Origin of the sequence: Thioalkalicoccus limnaeus (genome assembly GCF_041197575.1) — a bacterium.
Taxonomy (GTDB): domain Bacteria; phylum Pseudomonadota; class Gammaproteobacteria; order Chromatiales; family Chromatiaceae; genus Thioalkalicoccus; species Thioalkalicoccus limnaeus.
On record NZ_JBDKXB010000001.1, the window covers coordinates 64,863 to 80,795 of the forward strand.

The following is a 15,933-nucleotide window of genomic DNA, read 5'->3' on the forward strand; positions in this document are numbered from 1 at the left end:
TGCGCGGTATTGGGTCGGAGCCGAGCCACTTGTTGGGCATATCTCAACTGGCTGTGCACATGAAGCGGGAGCGATCATGCCACCTTTTCTAAGGTCTCAGGCATGCTCCTCTTGCTTACCGAAAGCACCTCTATACCTACAAGATGTCCTTCAGTATCATAATCGGCGTTGATGCCCGGCTCTATTCCTTCCGTTCTTTCTACAGGTGCAGAAGAAATCTCAAAATAAGCGGCATCCGCCGTTGGATCAAATTCCAGCTTCATGGTGTTTTAGCCTTTGCCTCAAAAAACGCGGTAACAACCGCAACAGGATGGACGGTTTCATTGTAGATCGCACGGAGAATGCGAAATCCCTTTTCTGGAACAGGCCAGAGCGCGTGAGCAAGGTCTGAATCGTGAATATCCTGTTCAATTGTTGCGGGGTTTTCCAATGCTTCGCGTATCCGCCTTTCCTGTATGCCTCGGCGTGCGCATCTCTTACGTGCGTGATCTGTCAGAATGAAATCCATGCTGATCTAGGTATATTGTCCGCTTGAAGCTAGCGTTCCCGATCTTCGTTCCGCTTTTTAGGCCCGACAGTTGACTAGGCTGTCGCCTAGGCCTTGCCGCTACGCTGTAGCCAGCCTAGCACATTATTCGAGCTCTACAATGTCGACCAGGAAGTCAGCAAGCTCGTCGGGTTTCGCGTCATCTACCGGACCTTTGGCCAGGAGCGGCGGCCCGCGTCGGGAGCAGGGGCAGCCGTCGGGATGGGATCGATATCTGTCCGCGCTGGACCGGACGCGGGTGCCCTCGGCGCAGCGGCGGTGGTATGTGATGCGGGCCGAGGCGTTCGCGGCGGCAGTGCGCCCGAAGCGGCTGGTGGAGGTATCGGCAGCAGAGATCACGGCGTTTTCCCTCGTTACGCCCGCGAGCAGCGACGGAGTGATTGGCAGTTTCGCCAAATGATCGACGCACTGCAACTGTCGTTGGTCGATGTCGCCGCTTGTCCGGCGGTGCACGAGGTCGAGCGGGATCATTGGCGAGAGACCCGCCCCCTCGTTGAATCAGTAGTGGTACCGAAGCTGAGCGATGAGCAAGGCGTCATCCGTGACCTTGTAAACCATTCGATGCTCTTCGTTGATTCGCCGGGACCAGTAACCAGCGAGGCCATGTTTGAGGGGCTCTGGTTTACCGACACCTTCACAGGGGGCTCGCTTGACTTCCTGGATCAGCCTGTTGATTCGGTTCAAGGACTTTTTGTCGGTCTTCTGCCAATACAGATAGTCTTCCCAAGCGTTCGCGGAGAACACGAGTTTCATTCACGAAGTTCCTTTTCCTGACCACCACCTTGCTCCAGTTCGACAATGGATTCCAGCAAGCGACGGGCGTTCTTTGGTGCACGCAGGAGGTACGCCGTCTCCTGCAGGGCTTCGTAGTCCTCGAGTGAGATCATGACCACGGACGGCGCTTTGCTCCGAGTGATGATCACAGGAGAATGGTCTTCACAGACCCGCTCCATGGTTTTTGCAAGATTGCCTCGAGCGGCTGTGTAACTGATGGCATCCATCGCTGACTCCTGTACAGAATGTTGTTCATGTGCAGGATATCGTACCTGAAAGGGTCTAACAACCGTCTGCGTGGCGGGCGGTTTTCCGCTCACCCGAGGACGAGGATCGCCCGGAACCCCGACCTGCTGGGTGTGCGGTAGTCGCCCCGGCAACGGTCTCAGGCGTCAGCGTCCGGTCGCGCTACGGATTCGCCGATAGCCCCAGATCGCGAGAACGAGCGATAGGGTCAGGATGAGGCCGTACTCGGCGATCGCTCGCGTCGGCGGGGCCGGTTGGGTGTGCGCGAGATGATCGACGAGCCGCGGTATCGCCTCGCGGGGGATGGGCGCGCGGTTGAGGTGGCGCATCCGGGCGATGGTGAGCCGCCAGCCGAGCCGTGTTTGATGCACGGTGGCCAACCGGTCGAGGGCATGGCAGGTGCCGCAATGGGTCGTGAGCAGGGGGTCGCCAATCCGGTCGCGCGGTTCGGGGGCGCCCAGTGCGGGGGGGCTCTCCATCTCGGTGGCCGTGTTCGGCGGCTCCGGGCGGTTCCGGTCCGTCGCCGCCTGCCGTTCCGCATCGATCGCGGCCTGGATGTGCGCCCGCTCGGCCGCGGAGCGGATCGCCGTACCCGTGTGGTAGTCCTCGCTCGGGGGTTCCGCCCGAGGTCCATTGGCGAGGGTCAAGTAGCCGGCCGCGACCAGGAGGCTCGCCGCGACGGCCAGCACGGGTGTTGGCCGCACGTCACGGCTGGCGGGATGCGAGCCGACGGTTCGGCGGTGCCGGGGGCGTCATCGTGGCCAGGCCCATGGTGCGATCCCGCTCATCGATCGGGATGGCCACATGATCCGTCGGGAGCCCATCGGCTGCGAGTCGCTGCCGAATGATCGCCAGGTCGGCCTCATTGAGCGTGCGGCCGGCGTACTGGCTGCGCAGACGGGCGATTTCGGGATCGGGACCCGGGTCCGGGTGGACCGCGGTGTCGTCGAGGCCGACCTCGGCGACGATGGCCTGCCGAAGGATCTCGGTCAAGGCCAGATAGGGGTGCTCCGATAACCGGAATCGGCGGCTGGCCTCCTCGATCTCGGCATGCAGCGGTCCGATCCAGCGCGCGACGAAGCGGGCCAGGAACTCGTCGACGGCGATCGGCGGCCGCGCGGTGCCCGCCTCCAACGCCTGGGCCTCCGCCGCGAAGAGCCGTGCGACGAATTCCAGTTGTACGCTGATATGGTCGGGCAGGTCGTGAAAGTCCCGGTCGCGTTCGAGACCGCAGCGCCGATAACAGGTCTCGAGTGCCGTCACGCTGCCGCCGTTCAGCGTGCCATCGAGGTAGGCGCCGGTATTGAGGTTGGGATGCGGCTCGCCGGGGACCAGAAAGAGACGCGAATAGGCGACCCGCAACTGTTCGTGGTCGATGACCTTGGCCATCGTCTGGCGATAGGCGTGCAAGGCCCCATCGATCGGATAGCCGCAGGTCGGGGCCAATTCCGCGAGATCCGCCGGCAGGGCCTCGCGCAGCAGTGGCAGGGCGTCGGCGGAATCCGGAATCGCGAAGGCGCGGGCCAGACAGAGGTAGAAGTCGAGTTTGCTCGATAGGATGTCGTGTTGGCTCATCGGATGGCTTCGAAGATGGTGGAAAGTGTCACGGAGGGCGACCGCTGCCTGGGCACCCCGTAACATCCTGCGTCCCCGCGCGACGACGCCACGCGGGGACCGATACGAAAGCCCAGGCGGCCTGTTTGGACGTCTCTGTCCTCGATAGGCGGCCGGTCCTGGATCGGCCCAGGTCAGGGGTGGGCTGACCCTTCGCGACCGAGCTTCAAGGTCACCTCGCCGAAGGCATTGACGAAGTTCGACAGAAAGACCGCGATCAGCAGCAACAGCCACTCGGTCGGCGATGGCATGTAGCTCAGCAGATCCGGTGCCCAGGCGCCCTTGAACAGCGGTACCAGCTGGCCGCCGATGATGTACTCGTAGCGTGCGATCAGCAGCGCATTCATCACGAGCAACGCGGCAATGATCTGGGCCCAGGGGCGGATCCGGGTGCCCGGGTACGTCAAGAGCACGAGCGGCAGCAGGAGACCCAGGAAGACCTCGGCGAGGAACAGCGGGGAGGTCGCGACATGGCGCCAGACCTGGAGACCCTCGACGTTGCCATAGAGGCCGCTGCTCATCCGGGCCACAACGAACAGCAGATGGATGAAGATCGCCAAGGCCAGCAGGCCGGTCAGGCGATCGTCGAACAGGCGCTTGACGCTGGCCGGGACCGCGGCCGGGTTGAAGGCGTAGGCGAGATAGCTGAAGAAGATGATGAAGGCGAGCCCGCCGAGCAACGATTCGAAGATGAAGGCGACCGGGATGTCGCCCGAGGCCCAGAAGGGCCGGAAGCTCTGGGAGCCGTAGACGACGCCGGCGATCGCGGTGACGCTCAGCGCCAGCACCAGGGTGACCACGGCATTGGCCCGCAAGTCCGCCATGCTCCAATCGGGCTTCAGCATCCGAGCCAACAGGATCAGTAGCGAGAGCACATAGAAGCTCACGGCCATGACCTTCCAGTAGAGCGGCGAGCTGAACGCGAAGCTGAACGGGATCGCCCACAGGGCCCGCAATGGGTGGCCGAGTTCGAGCATCAGTACGGCCACGCCGCCGAGCAGGCCGGCCAGGGCGAGCCAGACCGCCCGCCGGATGATCGGCCGAAAGTCGTCACCGCCGAACAGGATCGCCATCGTGGCGACCATCGCGAGCCCGGTCGAGGTCAGCAGGAAGTAGTCGTAGATGACGATCGGGAAGCCCCAGAAGATCCCCAAATTATCCGTGTTGAAGGCGGCATGCCCGTGGGTCGACAGGCTGTCGAAGACCAGCCAGCCGGTCACCAGCAGGCCCGTCAAGGCCAGCAGCATGATCCCGACTTGTTTCGTGGTAACGCTCATGATGTTCCCCCTCGATTAGGCCTGGCCCGATGCGCGCGAGCTGCGCAGCGAGGGCACCGAGGCCGTCGCGCCGCCGGACAGGTAGTAGACCTGCGGCTTGTTGCCGGTGTGATCCTTCAGACGCACGCCGCGGTTGTCGGCGATCAGCCGATTGACACGGCTGTTCGGCTGATCGAGATCGCCGAAGAAACGGGCCTTCGGTGGGCAGACGCGCACGCAGGCCGGGACATATTCCTTCAGCGCCGGGATGTCCTCGTCGAGGTCGGGCACGCCCTTGGGGGCCTTGCTGACCTTGTGATAGCAGAAGGTGCACTTGGAGACGACGCCATGCGGCTGGATGCCGATCCCGCGCGCGGGATCGTCGTGCGGTCCCTTGTACGGCGGATCCCATACTCGATCGGTGTCGCTCGGGAAGACGCCGCGGATGTCCGGTTGCACGATGGCCCGTTCGTCGACGTAGAAGCGCACGCCGTAGGGGCAGGCCACCTGGCAGTATTTGCAGCCGATGCACTTGTTGTAATCCATCAGCACGAAGCCGCCGTCCGGGTCCTTATAGGTCGCCTTGGTCGGACAGACCGAGACGCAGGAGGCGTTCTCGCAGTGCATGCAGGGCCGCGGGAACCACATCAGTTTGACGTTCGGATAGGTCCCTTCGTGGTAGAAGAGGACATCCTGCCAGTTCTCGCCGGGCAGACGGTTGTTCTCCATCGTGCAGGCGGTCGTGCAGGCCTGGCAGCCCGTGCACTTGTCGAGGTCGATGACCATTCCCCATTTCGCCATGGTTCAAGATCTCCAGATGACGCGCGTCAGACCGCTTCGATGCTGACCTTGGTGGTGTAGTAGCTGCATTGGCCCGTGATCCGGTCGGACTGGTTGACCGTGATCTCGCCGCAGTGCTCCGGTAGGCGACCCTTCGCCCAGCGCCCCATGGCCCAGTGACCGTGCTCCATCGGGAAGACGATGGTGTCGGGCCGGCAGCCCTCGAAATACTTGCAGTAGCCCTCGATGCTGCCGAGCTCCGACCTCAGCCGGACCCGTGCACCATTGGCGATGCCGCGCTCGCGGGCGGTCCGCGGATTGATCTCGATGTAGGCGGTGCTCCGCCCACCGAGCACCGGCTGAAGGGTTGCGATCGCGACCGGGATGTTGGCGCCGCGGCCCTCCGCGTGCATCGCCACCTTCGGCGTCACCATGTACAGATCGCCACCGCCTGGGTGTTTCGGCTCCTCCCAGTGCGGAATCATCAGCGTGTCCCGGGTCCGCCCGGTCTTCTCGGCGATCCAGTCGGCGTTTTCCTCGAGCCAACCCGAACGCAGCTCGAACTTGCCGGAGCTGGTCTTGAAGATCTCGGCCTTCACCTCGTCGTCGGTCATGAGGATCCCGTAGTCCTCGCCGTCCCATTTGCGGAACTCGCCGTCCTCGTAGCGATAGACGTAGGGCTTCTTGTACCAGACCCCCTTTTCCTTCCAGCTTTCGAAATCCTTGACGCCGTTGTCTCCAGGATCGGCCTCGAAGCCCTTGGCCAGATGCCGGATCACGTTCTCGGTATCGCCCAGTGCCTTGTAGTAGTCGCTCATCGGTCCCTTGATGCGCTTGCCGATCTCGATCAGGGTGTCGCCGAAATACTTGGTGTCGTAGAGCGGCGGGATGGCCGGCACCCGCAACTGCGTCAGAGGCCAGCCCTGGAACGGATAGGTCGGCGCATCCTGTAGGCGCTCCAGATAGGTGTGATCCGGCAGGATCAGGTCGGCGAACATCGCCGTCTCGCCGGGAAAGGGCGAGGTGTCGATGACGAAGAGCTCCTTCAGCGCCTCCTCCCAGACCTGGCCGTTGGGCGCGGTCCAGATCGGATTGGTCTGATAGAACATGATGGTGTCGAGCTTGTAGGGATGGCCCGCGAGCGAGTTCGGCCCGAGTTCCTGGAGCATGTTGTTGGCGAGCAGATAGCCGTCCTTGTGCCCCTTCAGGTCGATGCGGGGCTGCGTCTTCCAAGGGCCGTTCTGCGCATAGTCGTCCATGAAATCCTTGGCATCGACCGGCATCGGCCCATACGACGGGCCCATCTGCGACATGAGCCCACCCTTGGCATAGAGGGAGCCGACCAGCGCGTTCAGCGCATGGATCGCCATGCCATTCAACACGCCGTTCGAGTGGGCATGGGCGCCGCGTTCGAAGAGTGCGATGCTCGGCCGTGTCGAGCCGAATTCGCGCGCCGTGGCGAGGATATCGCGGACGTACAGGCTCGTGACCTCGGCCGCCCAGGCCGGGGTACGGTCCTTCAGTTCCAGGTTCCACCAGTCGATGAGGCCCTTGACCCATTTCTCCTCGAACAATTCCGGGTCGACGCGCTCACCGCTCTTGAAGCGGTTGACCCCGTCGTGGAAGTCACCGACGAAGGGGCGCTCCCACAGGCCTTCGGTCAGGATCACGTGTGCGATGGCCAGCGCCAGCGCCCCGTCCGTGCCGGGTTTGATCAAGAGCGCGCGATCGGAACCGGCCAGCGTCGTATTCAGATGGATATCGACGGCGGTGATCCGCGTCTTGGGCACCTTGACGCCGCGGATGTAGCCCCAGACCTGCATGTTGTTGTTGTAAGGGCGGAAGGCCTCGAGAAAGCCGACGCCGAACATCAAGAGCATGTTGGCATTCGCATAGTCGTAGGCGTTGTAGCCGCCGACTCCGTCGAGGGCCTTCTTCGAGATGATGCTGCCGTCCGAGCACATCGAGGAATGGCCGATCGCGACGTTCGGCGATCCGTAGAGGGCGCCGAAGGTCCCTTGGAGGCCGGCACAGGAGGCGCCCCAGCCACGCCCGTAGGCCAGCGTGAAGCGGTGCGATTCGCCTTGGTCGCGCAGGTGATTGAGGCGTTCGGCGACCGTGTCCAGGGCCTCGTCCCATGAGATCGGGACGAAGCCCGGGTCCTCGTTGCGGCCTTTGTTCGGATTGGTGCGCTTCATCGGACCCTTGAACCGGTCCGGGTCGTACAGGATGTAGGTCCCGAGCGGCCCCTTCGGGCAGAGTTTGCCATTCGAGATCGGGTGCTCGGTCGTGCCATAGATCGCGTGAACACGGCCGTTCGTGGTGTAGACGTCGATACCGCACCGGGCCGGGCATTGGTGGCAGATGTTCTTCGTGATCCTGGTCTCGAAGGTCGTGGTGTGCACCTGCGCCTCGGCCTCGCGGAGCCGGGTCAGGGCCCCGCTGCCGAAGCCAACGGCGCCCAAGGCACCGGCGGCGCTGCTGGCCTTCAGAAAACGCCGCCGCGACAGCGCGGTCTTCAATAACTCCATCGGGTGTCCTCCTCTGCTTCGTTGTTGGTTGAATGCGGCGCGACGGCGCCGAACAGGGTTCGAAAGGCCTCTTGCGCAAATGCTTGATCGCTCGCGCAGGCCGGACAGACCGGGCCGTCGCCGGTGTAGTCGGCGTCGCAATCCGGGCAGGACCGAACGCGGAATCGGGTCAGGATGGAAGGGCCTGGATGGGTCGCGGCGGGACCTTCGCGCGCCATCGTCAGCGCCCGACTGGGACACAGTTGCATGCACAGCCCACATCCGGTGCAGCGCTCGGCATCGAAGGCCAGCCCGCGAGCTGAGTCCTCGCGGTAGCGGCGAAGTGCCCCGGTGGGACAGGCCGCCACACAGACCTGATGATCCGCGCACTGGTCGTTCGCGCTCAGCGCCGGGAACAACGCGGCCGGGAACGGACGCGCGACCTCGAGGCGCGCGAGGGCCGCCAGTCGCCGCGACGGGCGGTCCTGGGCCCCGCGGTCCTGCGGGGGCGCCGGCTCCACGATCTCGGCGAGGCCGACGAACAGGCCGCGACGACTGACCCGGGCTTCGAGCAGGGGCTCGCTGCTCTCCTGGACCATCCGCTCGGGCGGTAGCGGCCACTGGGTCAACCGTGGCCAGTGGAGCGGCGGGATCCGCAGGGTCTGAAGCCAACCTTGGACGGTCGCCAGCGACTTCTCGACCGGATGCCGTGCAGCACCGGCCGGACATCGGGCGCAAAAGCCGCGATCGAGGAGCGCAACCGGACGGCCGTCGGCCTCGGCCGACAGTTCCAGCAGGTCGGTCGCGGTCAGGCCGCCGAGACAGGGTACGCGGATCGCGCCCACCGGCGATTCGGATCGCGGGACGCGCCAGCAATCGACGGCGACCGCGCCCGACTGTCGCTTGGCACGGAGCGCAAAGCCCGGCAGCGCCAAGGCCTCATTAGGGCAGGCGGCAGCGCACTGACCGCACTCGACGCACCCGGTGGCCAACCGTGGTCCGTGGTGGGTGACGGTCAGTACCCCGGTCGGGCAGGCCTGCACGCAGTGCTGGCAGTCGGTCCCTGGGTAGCGGCTCGGCAGGCAGCGGTCGCCGTCGAGAGCCAGCCTGGACGACGTATGCAACGGCTGGCGGCAAGATGGTGCGGCTCGCTGGGCGTGAGGTAGGCAGGTGCCGTTTTGCACTTTTGGTGGAAACTGATCAGTTGGTGCCTGGGTCGGGACAAAGGCTTTTCAAGCATTTTGCGTTCCAGGAATAGGGGGTGCCTTCCTGGGCCTCTTGCCGGGCCGCACAGGGGGGCTTGAAGGTGGGCGAGGGCTGCCCTGACCGGATCAAAGAGTTACGAAAAGGTAACGTTCTGTCGCGTTGAGATGTCTAAAAACCATTTTAGAACAGTCGTTTGAGCGCTTTGTAACGGTTGTCGCCTTATGGTTTCCCAAGGGTAACGCCGGCCGAGATCGGCATCCTGGGTCTGGCGAATCGATAGACGGTCAGGCGCCTCGCACTTTCGATAGGCGCGGCTTGTCTTGCTAGAATCGACTGGCGAAAGAGACGAGGGTCGCCCGTGATCGCGATCCGATCCATTTCGACTTGGCGCGTACCGGGTTCAACCGAGGGCTCTATCGACGATGATGCCGTCACGCCGCCATTTTCTGACCATGCTGCTCGCGGGTGCCGGGGCAGCCTCGGTCCGCGCCGAGGTCGGGCCTTTGCGTTTCGGGCTGACGCCGGTGGTACTCGACGATCAGATCGGTTTTCTAACCGACTGGGCCGCCTGGCTCGGTCGGCAACTGGGGCGGCCGGTCGCCTTCGTGCAACGCTCGCGCTATCGCGAGATCATGGATCTGCTGCTGACCGGGCGTCTGGATCTGGCCTGGATCTGCGGGTATCCCTATATCCAGCATCGGGATCGCTTGCCCTTGCTGGCGGTACCCTATTTTCAAGGGCGGCCCAAGTACCGTTCCTATCTGATCGTGGCGGCCGATACCGAGTGGCAGAGGCTCGCGGATCTGGAAGGGCGCCTGTTCGCGTGGGCCGACCCGGATTCGAACTCGGGTTATCTCTTTCCGCGCTATCGTCTGGCCACCGATGGGTGGCATCCCGATCGCTTCTTTCGGCGAACCATCTTCACCTGGGGCCACCCGCGTAGTGTCGAGGCGGTTGCCGAGGGCCTGGTCGATGGCGCCGCCGTCGACAGCTATGTCTGGGAGACCTTGGCGCGTCGGGATCCGTCGGTGACGGCGCGAACCCGGGTGATCCTCGAGTCGCCGGAGTTCGGCTTTCCGCCGCTGGTCGCAGGCCCTCACTTACCGGCGTCGGAACGCGAACGCATCCGGCGGGTCCTGATCGGACAGGTTCAGGACCCGGTCGGCCGGGTACTCCTGACGGAGCTCAATCTGGACACCTTCAGCATCGAGACGCCGGATCTGTACCGTGGGATCGCCGAGATGGCCGATCGGCTGAGCCAAGTCGTGCCATGATGACCAGGGCGCTGGCCAGTCTGCGTCTGAGACTACCGCTGAGCCTCAGCGTCTCGGCGATCCTGACCGCGATCGGCATGGCCGCGGCCCTCGGCCTTCAGACGCTGGCCAATCTGCGCGAGGACCAGGGCCGCAATGCCCTGACGCTGGCCCATGCAATGGCCGACGTGCAGGTTCAAGCGCTGCGCAATGACGATGTCTGGTTGGCCTACTCGCTGTTGCGCGGTCCGGAAGGCGGGGCCGGCGATGCCGTGTGGATCCTCGTCGATGACGCCGGTCGTATCTTCGCCAGCAACGACCCGCGTCGTTTCCGGCTGGATCAGCCGCTCGCTGAGGCCGCCCCCTGGCTCGCCGACCGTCCCGCGGTCCCGCTCGACGACCCGATCGGGGGGGTCTTCCCGGTGAACCAGGGCGAGGCGCGCCGGATCCTGCGGCTGCCCCTTTACAGTGACGGAACCCAGACCGGAGAGTTGATCGCGCTCTTGTCCGATGCGCCCTATCTGCCGCGCTTTCGCGAGATCCTGATCGGCGGAGTCATCGTCACGCTCGGCGTTCTGGTCGTGCTGGTCCCGATCGGCTGGCTGTGGGGGCGACGCATGGTCGCCCCGTTGGCGCGTTTGACCGACTGCATGGCCCGGGTCGGCAAGGAGGACCCGCGCCAGATGAACTGTCGGCTGGAGTTCGGCGATGGCGAGATCGGGCGGCTCGGGCGGCAATTCTTGGCGATGATCGCCGCGTTGGCGGAGAAAGAGGCCCTCGAGCGGCAGATGATTCAGGCCGAGCGCCTGGCCGCGGTCGGGCGAGTCGCCGCCGGAGTGGCCCACGAGGTCAACAACCCGCTCGGTGGCATGCTGCTCGCGATCGACACGTACCGACGATCGCAACCGGTCGATGTCCCCACCAGGCGCCTGCTGGATCTGCTGGAGCGGGCGCTGAATCAGATTCAGGAATCGATCTCGGCGCTGCTGATCGAGGCACGGGCCGATACGCGCCGGTTGACGCCGCAGGATTTGGACGACGTGCGGACCCTGGCCCAGCCGAAGCTTGCGAGCGTTGGCGCGCGGCTCGCGTGGCACAACGATTGGCAGGCCGCGACGACACTGCCCGCCGCGCCGGTCCGCCAACTGCTGCTGAACCTGGTGTTGAATGCCCTTCAAGCGGCCGGCCAAGCAGGACGGGTCGTCGTGCACGTGGCCGCGCACGCGGACCGCCTCTCGATGCGGGTCGAGAACACCGGTCGTCCGATCCCGCCGGAGCGTCTGACGCATCTGTTCGAGCCCTATTCGGCGGCGCGGTCGGATCACCCGGGCATCGGCCTGTGGGTCTGTTATCAGCTCGCTTCGCAACTCGGCGGGTCGATCGGTGTCGAGTCGCACGAGGGCGTGACCGGCTTCACGGTCAGCTTGCCGCTCGATGCGCCGAGGGTCCTATGACGCGGGTTTGCCTGATCGAGGACGATCCGATCATGGGCGAGGCGCTGACACAGCGCCTGCAGCTCGAGGGCTTCGACGTGGTCTGGCAGCGCACTGGCGGCGAGGGTCTCCAGTATCTCGTCAAAGTCGGCTCCGACCTGGCCGTGATCGATGTGAATCTGCCGGACCTCTCCGGGATCGAGCTGTTCGAGTGCTTGTTGCGCGAGCCGGGTGGTCCGCCTCCGACGCTGTTCATCACCGGCTACGGCACCATCGAGGACGCTGTAAGGGTCCTGAAGCTGGGCGCGGCGGACTACCTGACCAAGCCCTTCAGTCCGACGGCCCTGATCGATAAGTTGCGCCAGCTGGCCGACGCCGTGCCCGCTACCGGCGAGACCGAACCGCCCGATGCATTGGGCCTGTCGTCGGCGATGCGGCGGACCGCGGCCGAGCTGGCGCGCATCGCCCGGCACGTCGACACCCCGCTGTTGATCGCCGGCGAGTCCGGCGTCGGCAAGGAGGTGGTCGCACGCCGGCTGCATCGATTGCAATGCCCGCAAGCGCCGTTCGTCGCGGTCAACTGCGCGGCGCTCCCTGAGACCCTGATCGAGGCCGAATTGTTCGGTCATGAACGGGGCGCCTTTACCGGTGCCGAGCGGCGCCGTGCCGGGGTCTTCGAACAGGCCGCCGACGGGATCCTGTTTCTCGATGAGATCGGCGATATGCCGCTGCCGTTGCAATCGCGCCTACTGCGTGTCGTGCAATCCCGGCAAGTGACACGGGTCGGCGGGACCGAACCGCTCGAGGTCGCGGCACGACTGGTCTGTGCAACCCACCGGGACCTCGCGGCGCTGGTGCGGGAGGGGACATTCCGCGAGGACCTCTATTACCGGATTCGTGTACTCGAGATCCAGATCCCGCCGTTGCGCGAACGTCCCGAAGACATCCTTTGGTTGGCCGAGCGCTTCATCGCCGAACACGGCCGCCGCTTTCCCGACGAACGCCGGGTGCTCGGCGCGGCGGATCGCGAATATCTGTTGCGCCACCCTTGGCCGGGGAATACCCGCGAGCTGCAACATGCGCTGGAACGGGCCTGCATCCTCGGCCACGGCCAGCATCTGGCCTTGGGTCCGCCAACGGACGCCTCGGCCGAGGCCGGACTCAAGGCCCAGGCCCAGGCCGGCGAACGGGCGGCGATCCTGGCCGCGCTGACGGCACAGGACTACAAGGTGACCGCCACCGCGGCGCAACTGGGCATCAGCCGCAAGACCCTGTGGCAGAAAATGAAGCGCTACCGGCTGTCGCGGCCAGACCGCGGAAGCCGCTGACGGTCCCGACCACAGCCGTTCGCGTATTGTCCGCTGCGTTCGGGGTGGGGCGCCGGCCGGCGCTATGTCTCCAAACCACGCCCCGTCGGGCAGAGGCTACCCGGGCCACTGCTCAGCGCCGAGCCCATGGGCCTTGATCGGCCGTGCCCAGAGGCCGTGTCTCACTCACCTCGAGCCCGGGGCCTGGTTTCGCATGACCACAGGGTCCCCCTGGCAGAAAAGGAGGTCGTGGTATCATCGATACAGGCTAGATCCCGCATGAAGGCGACGGGCGATCGGGTGCCGTTTCACTCTGCCGAAGCGGTTCACCATCCGCGGCCTTCATGCTCCATGCTCCATGCTCCATGCTCCATGCTCCATGCTTCATGCTTCATGCTTCATGGGTCGATGGCCGAGACAGGGATCGCTTGGGGTCCGGTATGGGTCCTGCTCGCGACGGCGACCGGTGACCAGGTCCGGCCCTCCTGGCGCGGTCCGGCGCACCTGATCGTCGGGCTGTCCCTCCGGATAGAGGTCGCGAAACGGGATGATTCCAATATCGGCTGCCACGGTGCCGCGTCGTCGGATCGCGGAAATCCTGCTTCTGGTGTTCGCCTTCTCGGCCTGGAACCTGACGGGTCCGGCGCATATCGCGCTGTTCGCGTTGGTGATTCTGTTCCTGGTCGATTGGCCCGTGGCGGGTCCGCGGTTGCGGCGCGATCCCGCGTTCTGGCTCGGACTCGCGGCGGTGATACTCGTGACGCTGCTCGCGGTGCGGGCCGCGCTGCTGTTTCCGGAGACGGCCGAGCGCCAATGGCCGGCGATTTGGGAATGGGCATCACCCTTTCTGTTCGTCGTCTTCGCCTGGTGGCTCCGGGGTGACGTGCGACTGATCCGGCTGGTGCTGCTGGCGGCCTTGATTGGGCTTGTCGTCGGTGTCCTGCGCAAATCGGACTGGGCGCTGCTCGGCGAAGCACTGGGCGGCATGCGTTATCACTTCGGGCAACCGGCGCTGGGCATCGCCTTCATCGCGTCGGTGGCCCTGTTGGGGCTGGCATTGTATCGGCCGCCGCTGGTCTCGGCGGGTTCCGGCCAGGCCGTCCGTACCCTGGTCATCGCCGCGGCCTGGGGTTTGGCCGTTGCCTTCGTCGTCGCGATGCTGTTGATCTTGCAGGCCCGCGGCGCGGCTGTCGGGCTGCTCGCGGCCGGCGGAACCCTCGTCGCCTACCGCCTCTGGCAGGCACGCGGCGCGAAGCGGGAGCGGCGCAGCGGTCTAGTTCCGGCGGCCATGATCCTGGTGTTGCTGGTGGCGGTGGCGACGGCCGCGATCTGGTCGGGCCGGGACCGGCTTGTACAGGACCTGGCCGCGCTCGGACCCGGCGGGGATCCCGAGGCGCTCGCCTGGACCTCGTCGACCGCCATCCGCATCAATCTCTGGCGCACCGGTCTCGAGGTGTTCGCCGCCCGCCCCGGGCTTGGTTGGGGGCCTGGTACCGACACCACGAAGTATCTGATCCCCAACGAGGCCGTGGCGCTACCCGCCGCGACACTCGAGCACGCGCCGGGCGCGGCCCATCTGCACAGCGTGATCGTCGAGGCCCTGGTCCGTTTCGGTTCGACCGCGTTGCTGATTGCCGTGCCGCTCGCGATCCTGTTGGTTCGTTCCGGGTGGGTGATGTGGCGCCGGCTCGCGACCGAGGATCCGCGACTGCGCGAGTGGCTCGTGCTGGTGGCCCTGATGACCGGTCTCTTCCTGATCTACGAATACCGCCTGGTTCATGTCGACATGCGTTTCTTCCTGTTGCTCTTCCTCGGGATCTGGTACAGCTTTTCGTTGCGTCCCGACTCGGATCCGGCATGACGACCCCCGAACGCCTGGCCATCTATTGCGGACCGATGGATGGCAACAGTACGGCGCGTATCGCTGTGCGGTTGGCGAATGGTTTCGTCGCGGCCGGTACGCCGACCGATCTGTTGACGACCGGGATCGCGCACCTGGCCGCCGAGAGCCTGGACCCAGCCGTGACCCGGGTCGAACTCGGCCGGCAGCGCGTCGGGTTGCCGCTGGTGCGGCTGGTCCTCTATCTTCGCCGCCATCGGCCGACGGCGATCCTGACGCACCGAATCCGCGAGAACGGGCTAACGCAGCGGGCCGTGCGCCTGAGTGGTCTGCCGATCCCGGTGTTCGCTACGGTGCATGGACCCTTGTCGTTCAAGCTCGCCCATCTCGAAGCGGCCCGGCGTCGCAAACGAACCGCGCAGGTCGAGCGCTGGTATCGGCGCAACCGCGCGCTGATCGCGATCTCGGAGGAGACCGCGGCCGACCTGCGCACCCTGCTTGGCACCAGCGTCCCGATCGAGACCATCCCGAATCCGATCGTCACCTCGGACCTCGAGGAGCGGGCCGCCGGGCCGGTCGGGCATCCTTGGTTCGCCGATCCAAGTGGACCTGTGTTGGTCTTTGCGGGCCGCTTCGTGCGCGAGAAGGACCTGACGACACTGCTGCGCGCGGTGGCGCTCGTCCGCGCCAAGCAGGATTGCCGTCTCCTGATGATTGGCGAGGGGCCGCTACGCGCGGACCTCGAGGCCGAGCGCGCGCGCTTGGGGCTGGCCGATCAGGTTGCGATGCCGGGATTCATGACGAACCCTTACCCCTACCTGCGTGCGGCCGACCTGGTCGTCCTGTCGTCGGTCTGGGATGCGTTGCCGACCGTGCTGATCGAGGCGATGGCCCTCGGGACGCCGGTGGTCAGCACCGATTGCGGGGCCGGTCCGCGTGAGATCCTCGACCATGGGCGTCTCGGTCCCCTGGTCGCCCCTGGCGATGCCCATGCCCTGGCCGCCGCGATCGCGGCCACGCTGGCCGCGCCGCCCGATCCGCGCCGGTTGCGCGAGGGCGCGGCCCGGTATGACGCCGCGCGCAATGCCGAACGCTATCGCCGCTTGCTGTTGTCGCTCGATCCGGCTTGAGACATTCGGCGACGCGGTGACTCCGATTCTCCAACGG

At 65.4% G+C, this 15,933-nt stretch carries 16 protein-coding genes; 5 read left to right on the forward strand and 11 right to left on the reverse strand.

Features of this window, described 5'->3' with window-relative positions; all coding sequences use genetic code 11:
- Positions 1-74 precede the first annotated feature (74 nt).
- From ABC977_RS00290 to ABC977_RS00340, 11 genes are all read right to left on the reverse strand, one after another.
- Positions 75-263, reverse strand: coding sequence for a DUF2283 domain-containing protein (locus tag ABC977_RS00290; RefSeq protein WP_369665226.1), 189 nt, complete (start codon positions 261-263; stop codon positions 75-77).
- The gene (locus tag ABC977_RS00295; protein WP_369665227.1) at positions 260-508 is read right to left on the reverse strand and encodes a DUF4258 domain-containing protein; all 249 of its coding nucleotides are present in this window, start codon (positions 506-508) and stop codon (positions 260-262) included. The genes ABC977_RS00290 and ABC977_RS00295 overlap by 4 nt, the downstream gene beginning before the upstream one ends.
- Before the next feature lie 123 nt (positions 509-631).
- The gene (locus ABC977_RS00300) at positions 632-1,018 is read right to left on the reverse strand and encodes a hypothetical protein (protein WP_369665228.1); all 387 of its coding nucleotides are present in this window, start codon (positions 1,016-1,018) and stop codon (positions 632-634) included.
- 27 nt (positions 1,019-1,045) lie between these two features.
- Entirely contained in the window at positions 1,046-1,300 is a 255-nt protein-coding gene (locus tag ABC977_RS00305; protein WP_369665229.1) for a Txe/YoeB family addiction module toxin, read from the reverse strand.
- A complete protein-coding gene (locus tag ABC977_RS00310) occupies positions 1,297-1,548 on the reverse strand; it encodes a type II toxin-antitoxin system Phd/YefM family antitoxin (RefSeq protein ID WP_369665230.1) in 252 nt (83 codons plus the stop codon). Before ABC977_RS00310 ends, ABC977_RS00305 begins: the two co-directional genes overlap by 4 nt.
- Positions 1,549-1,713: 165 nt before the next feature.
- Positions 1,714-2,271: a hypothetical protein gene (locus tag ABC977_RS00315; RefSeq protein ID WP_369665231.1), complete on the reverse strand. Its 558-nt coding sequence runs from the start codon at positions 2,269-2,271 to the stop codon at positions 1,714-1,716.
- Between the two features lies 1 nt (position 2,272).
- Positions 2,273-3,142, reverse strand: a complete 870-nt coding sequence (locus ABC977_RS00320) for a TorD/DmsD family molecular chaperone (RefSeq protein ID WP_369665232.1) — start codon at positions 3,140-3,142, stop codon at positions 2,273-2,275.
- 173 nt (positions 3,143-3,315) lie between these two features.
- The gene (gene nrfD / locus ABC977_RS00325) at positions 3,316-4,458 is read right to left on the reverse strand and encodes an NrfD/PsrC family molybdoenzyme membrane anchor subunit (protein ID WP_369665233.1); all 1,143 of its coding nucleotides are present in this window, start codon (positions 4,456-4,458) and stop codon (positions 3,316-3,318) included.
- A gap of 15 nt (positions 4,459-4,473) precedes the next feature.
- The gene (locus tag ABC977_RS00330; RefSeq protein WP_369665234.1) at positions 4,474-5,238 is read right to left on the reverse strand and encodes a 4Fe-4S dicluster domain-containing protein; all 765 of its coding nucleotides are present in this window, start codon (positions 5,236-5,238) and stop codon (positions 4,474-4,476) included.
- Between the two features lie 26 nt (positions 5,239-5,264).
- Positions 5,265-7,748: a molybdopterin-dependent oxidoreductase gene (locus ABC977_RS00335; RefSeq protein ID WP_369665235.1), complete on the reverse strand. Its 2,484-nt coding sequence runs from the start codon at positions 7,746-7,748 to the stop codon at positions 5,265-5,267.
- Positions 7,736-8,851 carry a 4Fe-4S binding protein gene (locus ABC977_RS00340; protein WP_369665236.1) on the reverse strand — a complete coding sequence of 372 codons (1,116 nt, stop codon included), beginning with the start codon at positions 8,849-8,851 and terminating at the stop codon, positions 7,736-7,738. The genes ABC977_RS00335 and ABC977_RS00340 overlap by 13 nt, the downstream gene beginning before the upstream one ends.
- Before the next feature lie 504 nt (positions 8,852-9,355).
- On the opposite strand from ABC977_RS00340, the gene ABC977_RS00345 reads away from it, so the two are divergent.
- From ABC977_RS00345 to ABC977_RS00365, 5 genes are all read left to right on the forward strand, one after another.
- Positions 9,356-10,207: a substrate-binding domain-containing protein gene (locus ABC977_RS00345; protein WP_369665237.1), complete on the forward strand. Its 852-nt coding sequence runs from the start codon at positions 9,356-9,358 to the stop codon at positions 10,205-10,207.
- Entirely contained in the window at positions 10,204-11,640 is a 1,437-nt protein-coding gene (locus tag ABC977_RS00350; RefSeq protein ID WP_369665238.1) for a sensor histidine kinase, read from the forward strand. The genes ABC977_RS00345 and ABC977_RS00350 overlap by 4 nt, the downstream gene beginning before the upstream one ends.
- Complete coding sequence (locus ABC977_RS00355; RefSeq protein ID WP_369665239.1) at positions 11,637-12,947, forward strand: sigma-54-dependent transcriptional regulator; 1,311 nt, start codon at positions 11,637-11,639, stop codon at positions 12,945-12,947. Before ABC977_RS00350 ends, ABC977_RS00355 begins: the two co-directional genes overlap by 4 nt.
- 526 nt (positions 12,948-13,473) lie before the next feature.
- Positions 13,474-14,787, forward strand: coding sequence for an O-antigen ligase family protein (locus ABC977_RS00360; protein ID WP_369665240.1), 1,314 nt, complete (start codon positions 13,474-13,476; stop codon positions 14,785-14,787).
- Positions 14,784-15,896 (forward strand): glycosyltransferase, encoded by a 1,113-nt coding sequence (locus ABC977_RS00365; protein WP_369665241.1) that lies wholly within the window; start codon positions 14,784-14,786, stop codon positions 15,894-15,896. The genes ABC977_RS00360 and ABC977_RS00365 overlap by 4 nt, the downstream gene beginning before the upstream one ends.
- Positions 15,897-15,933: the final 37 nt, after the last annotated feature.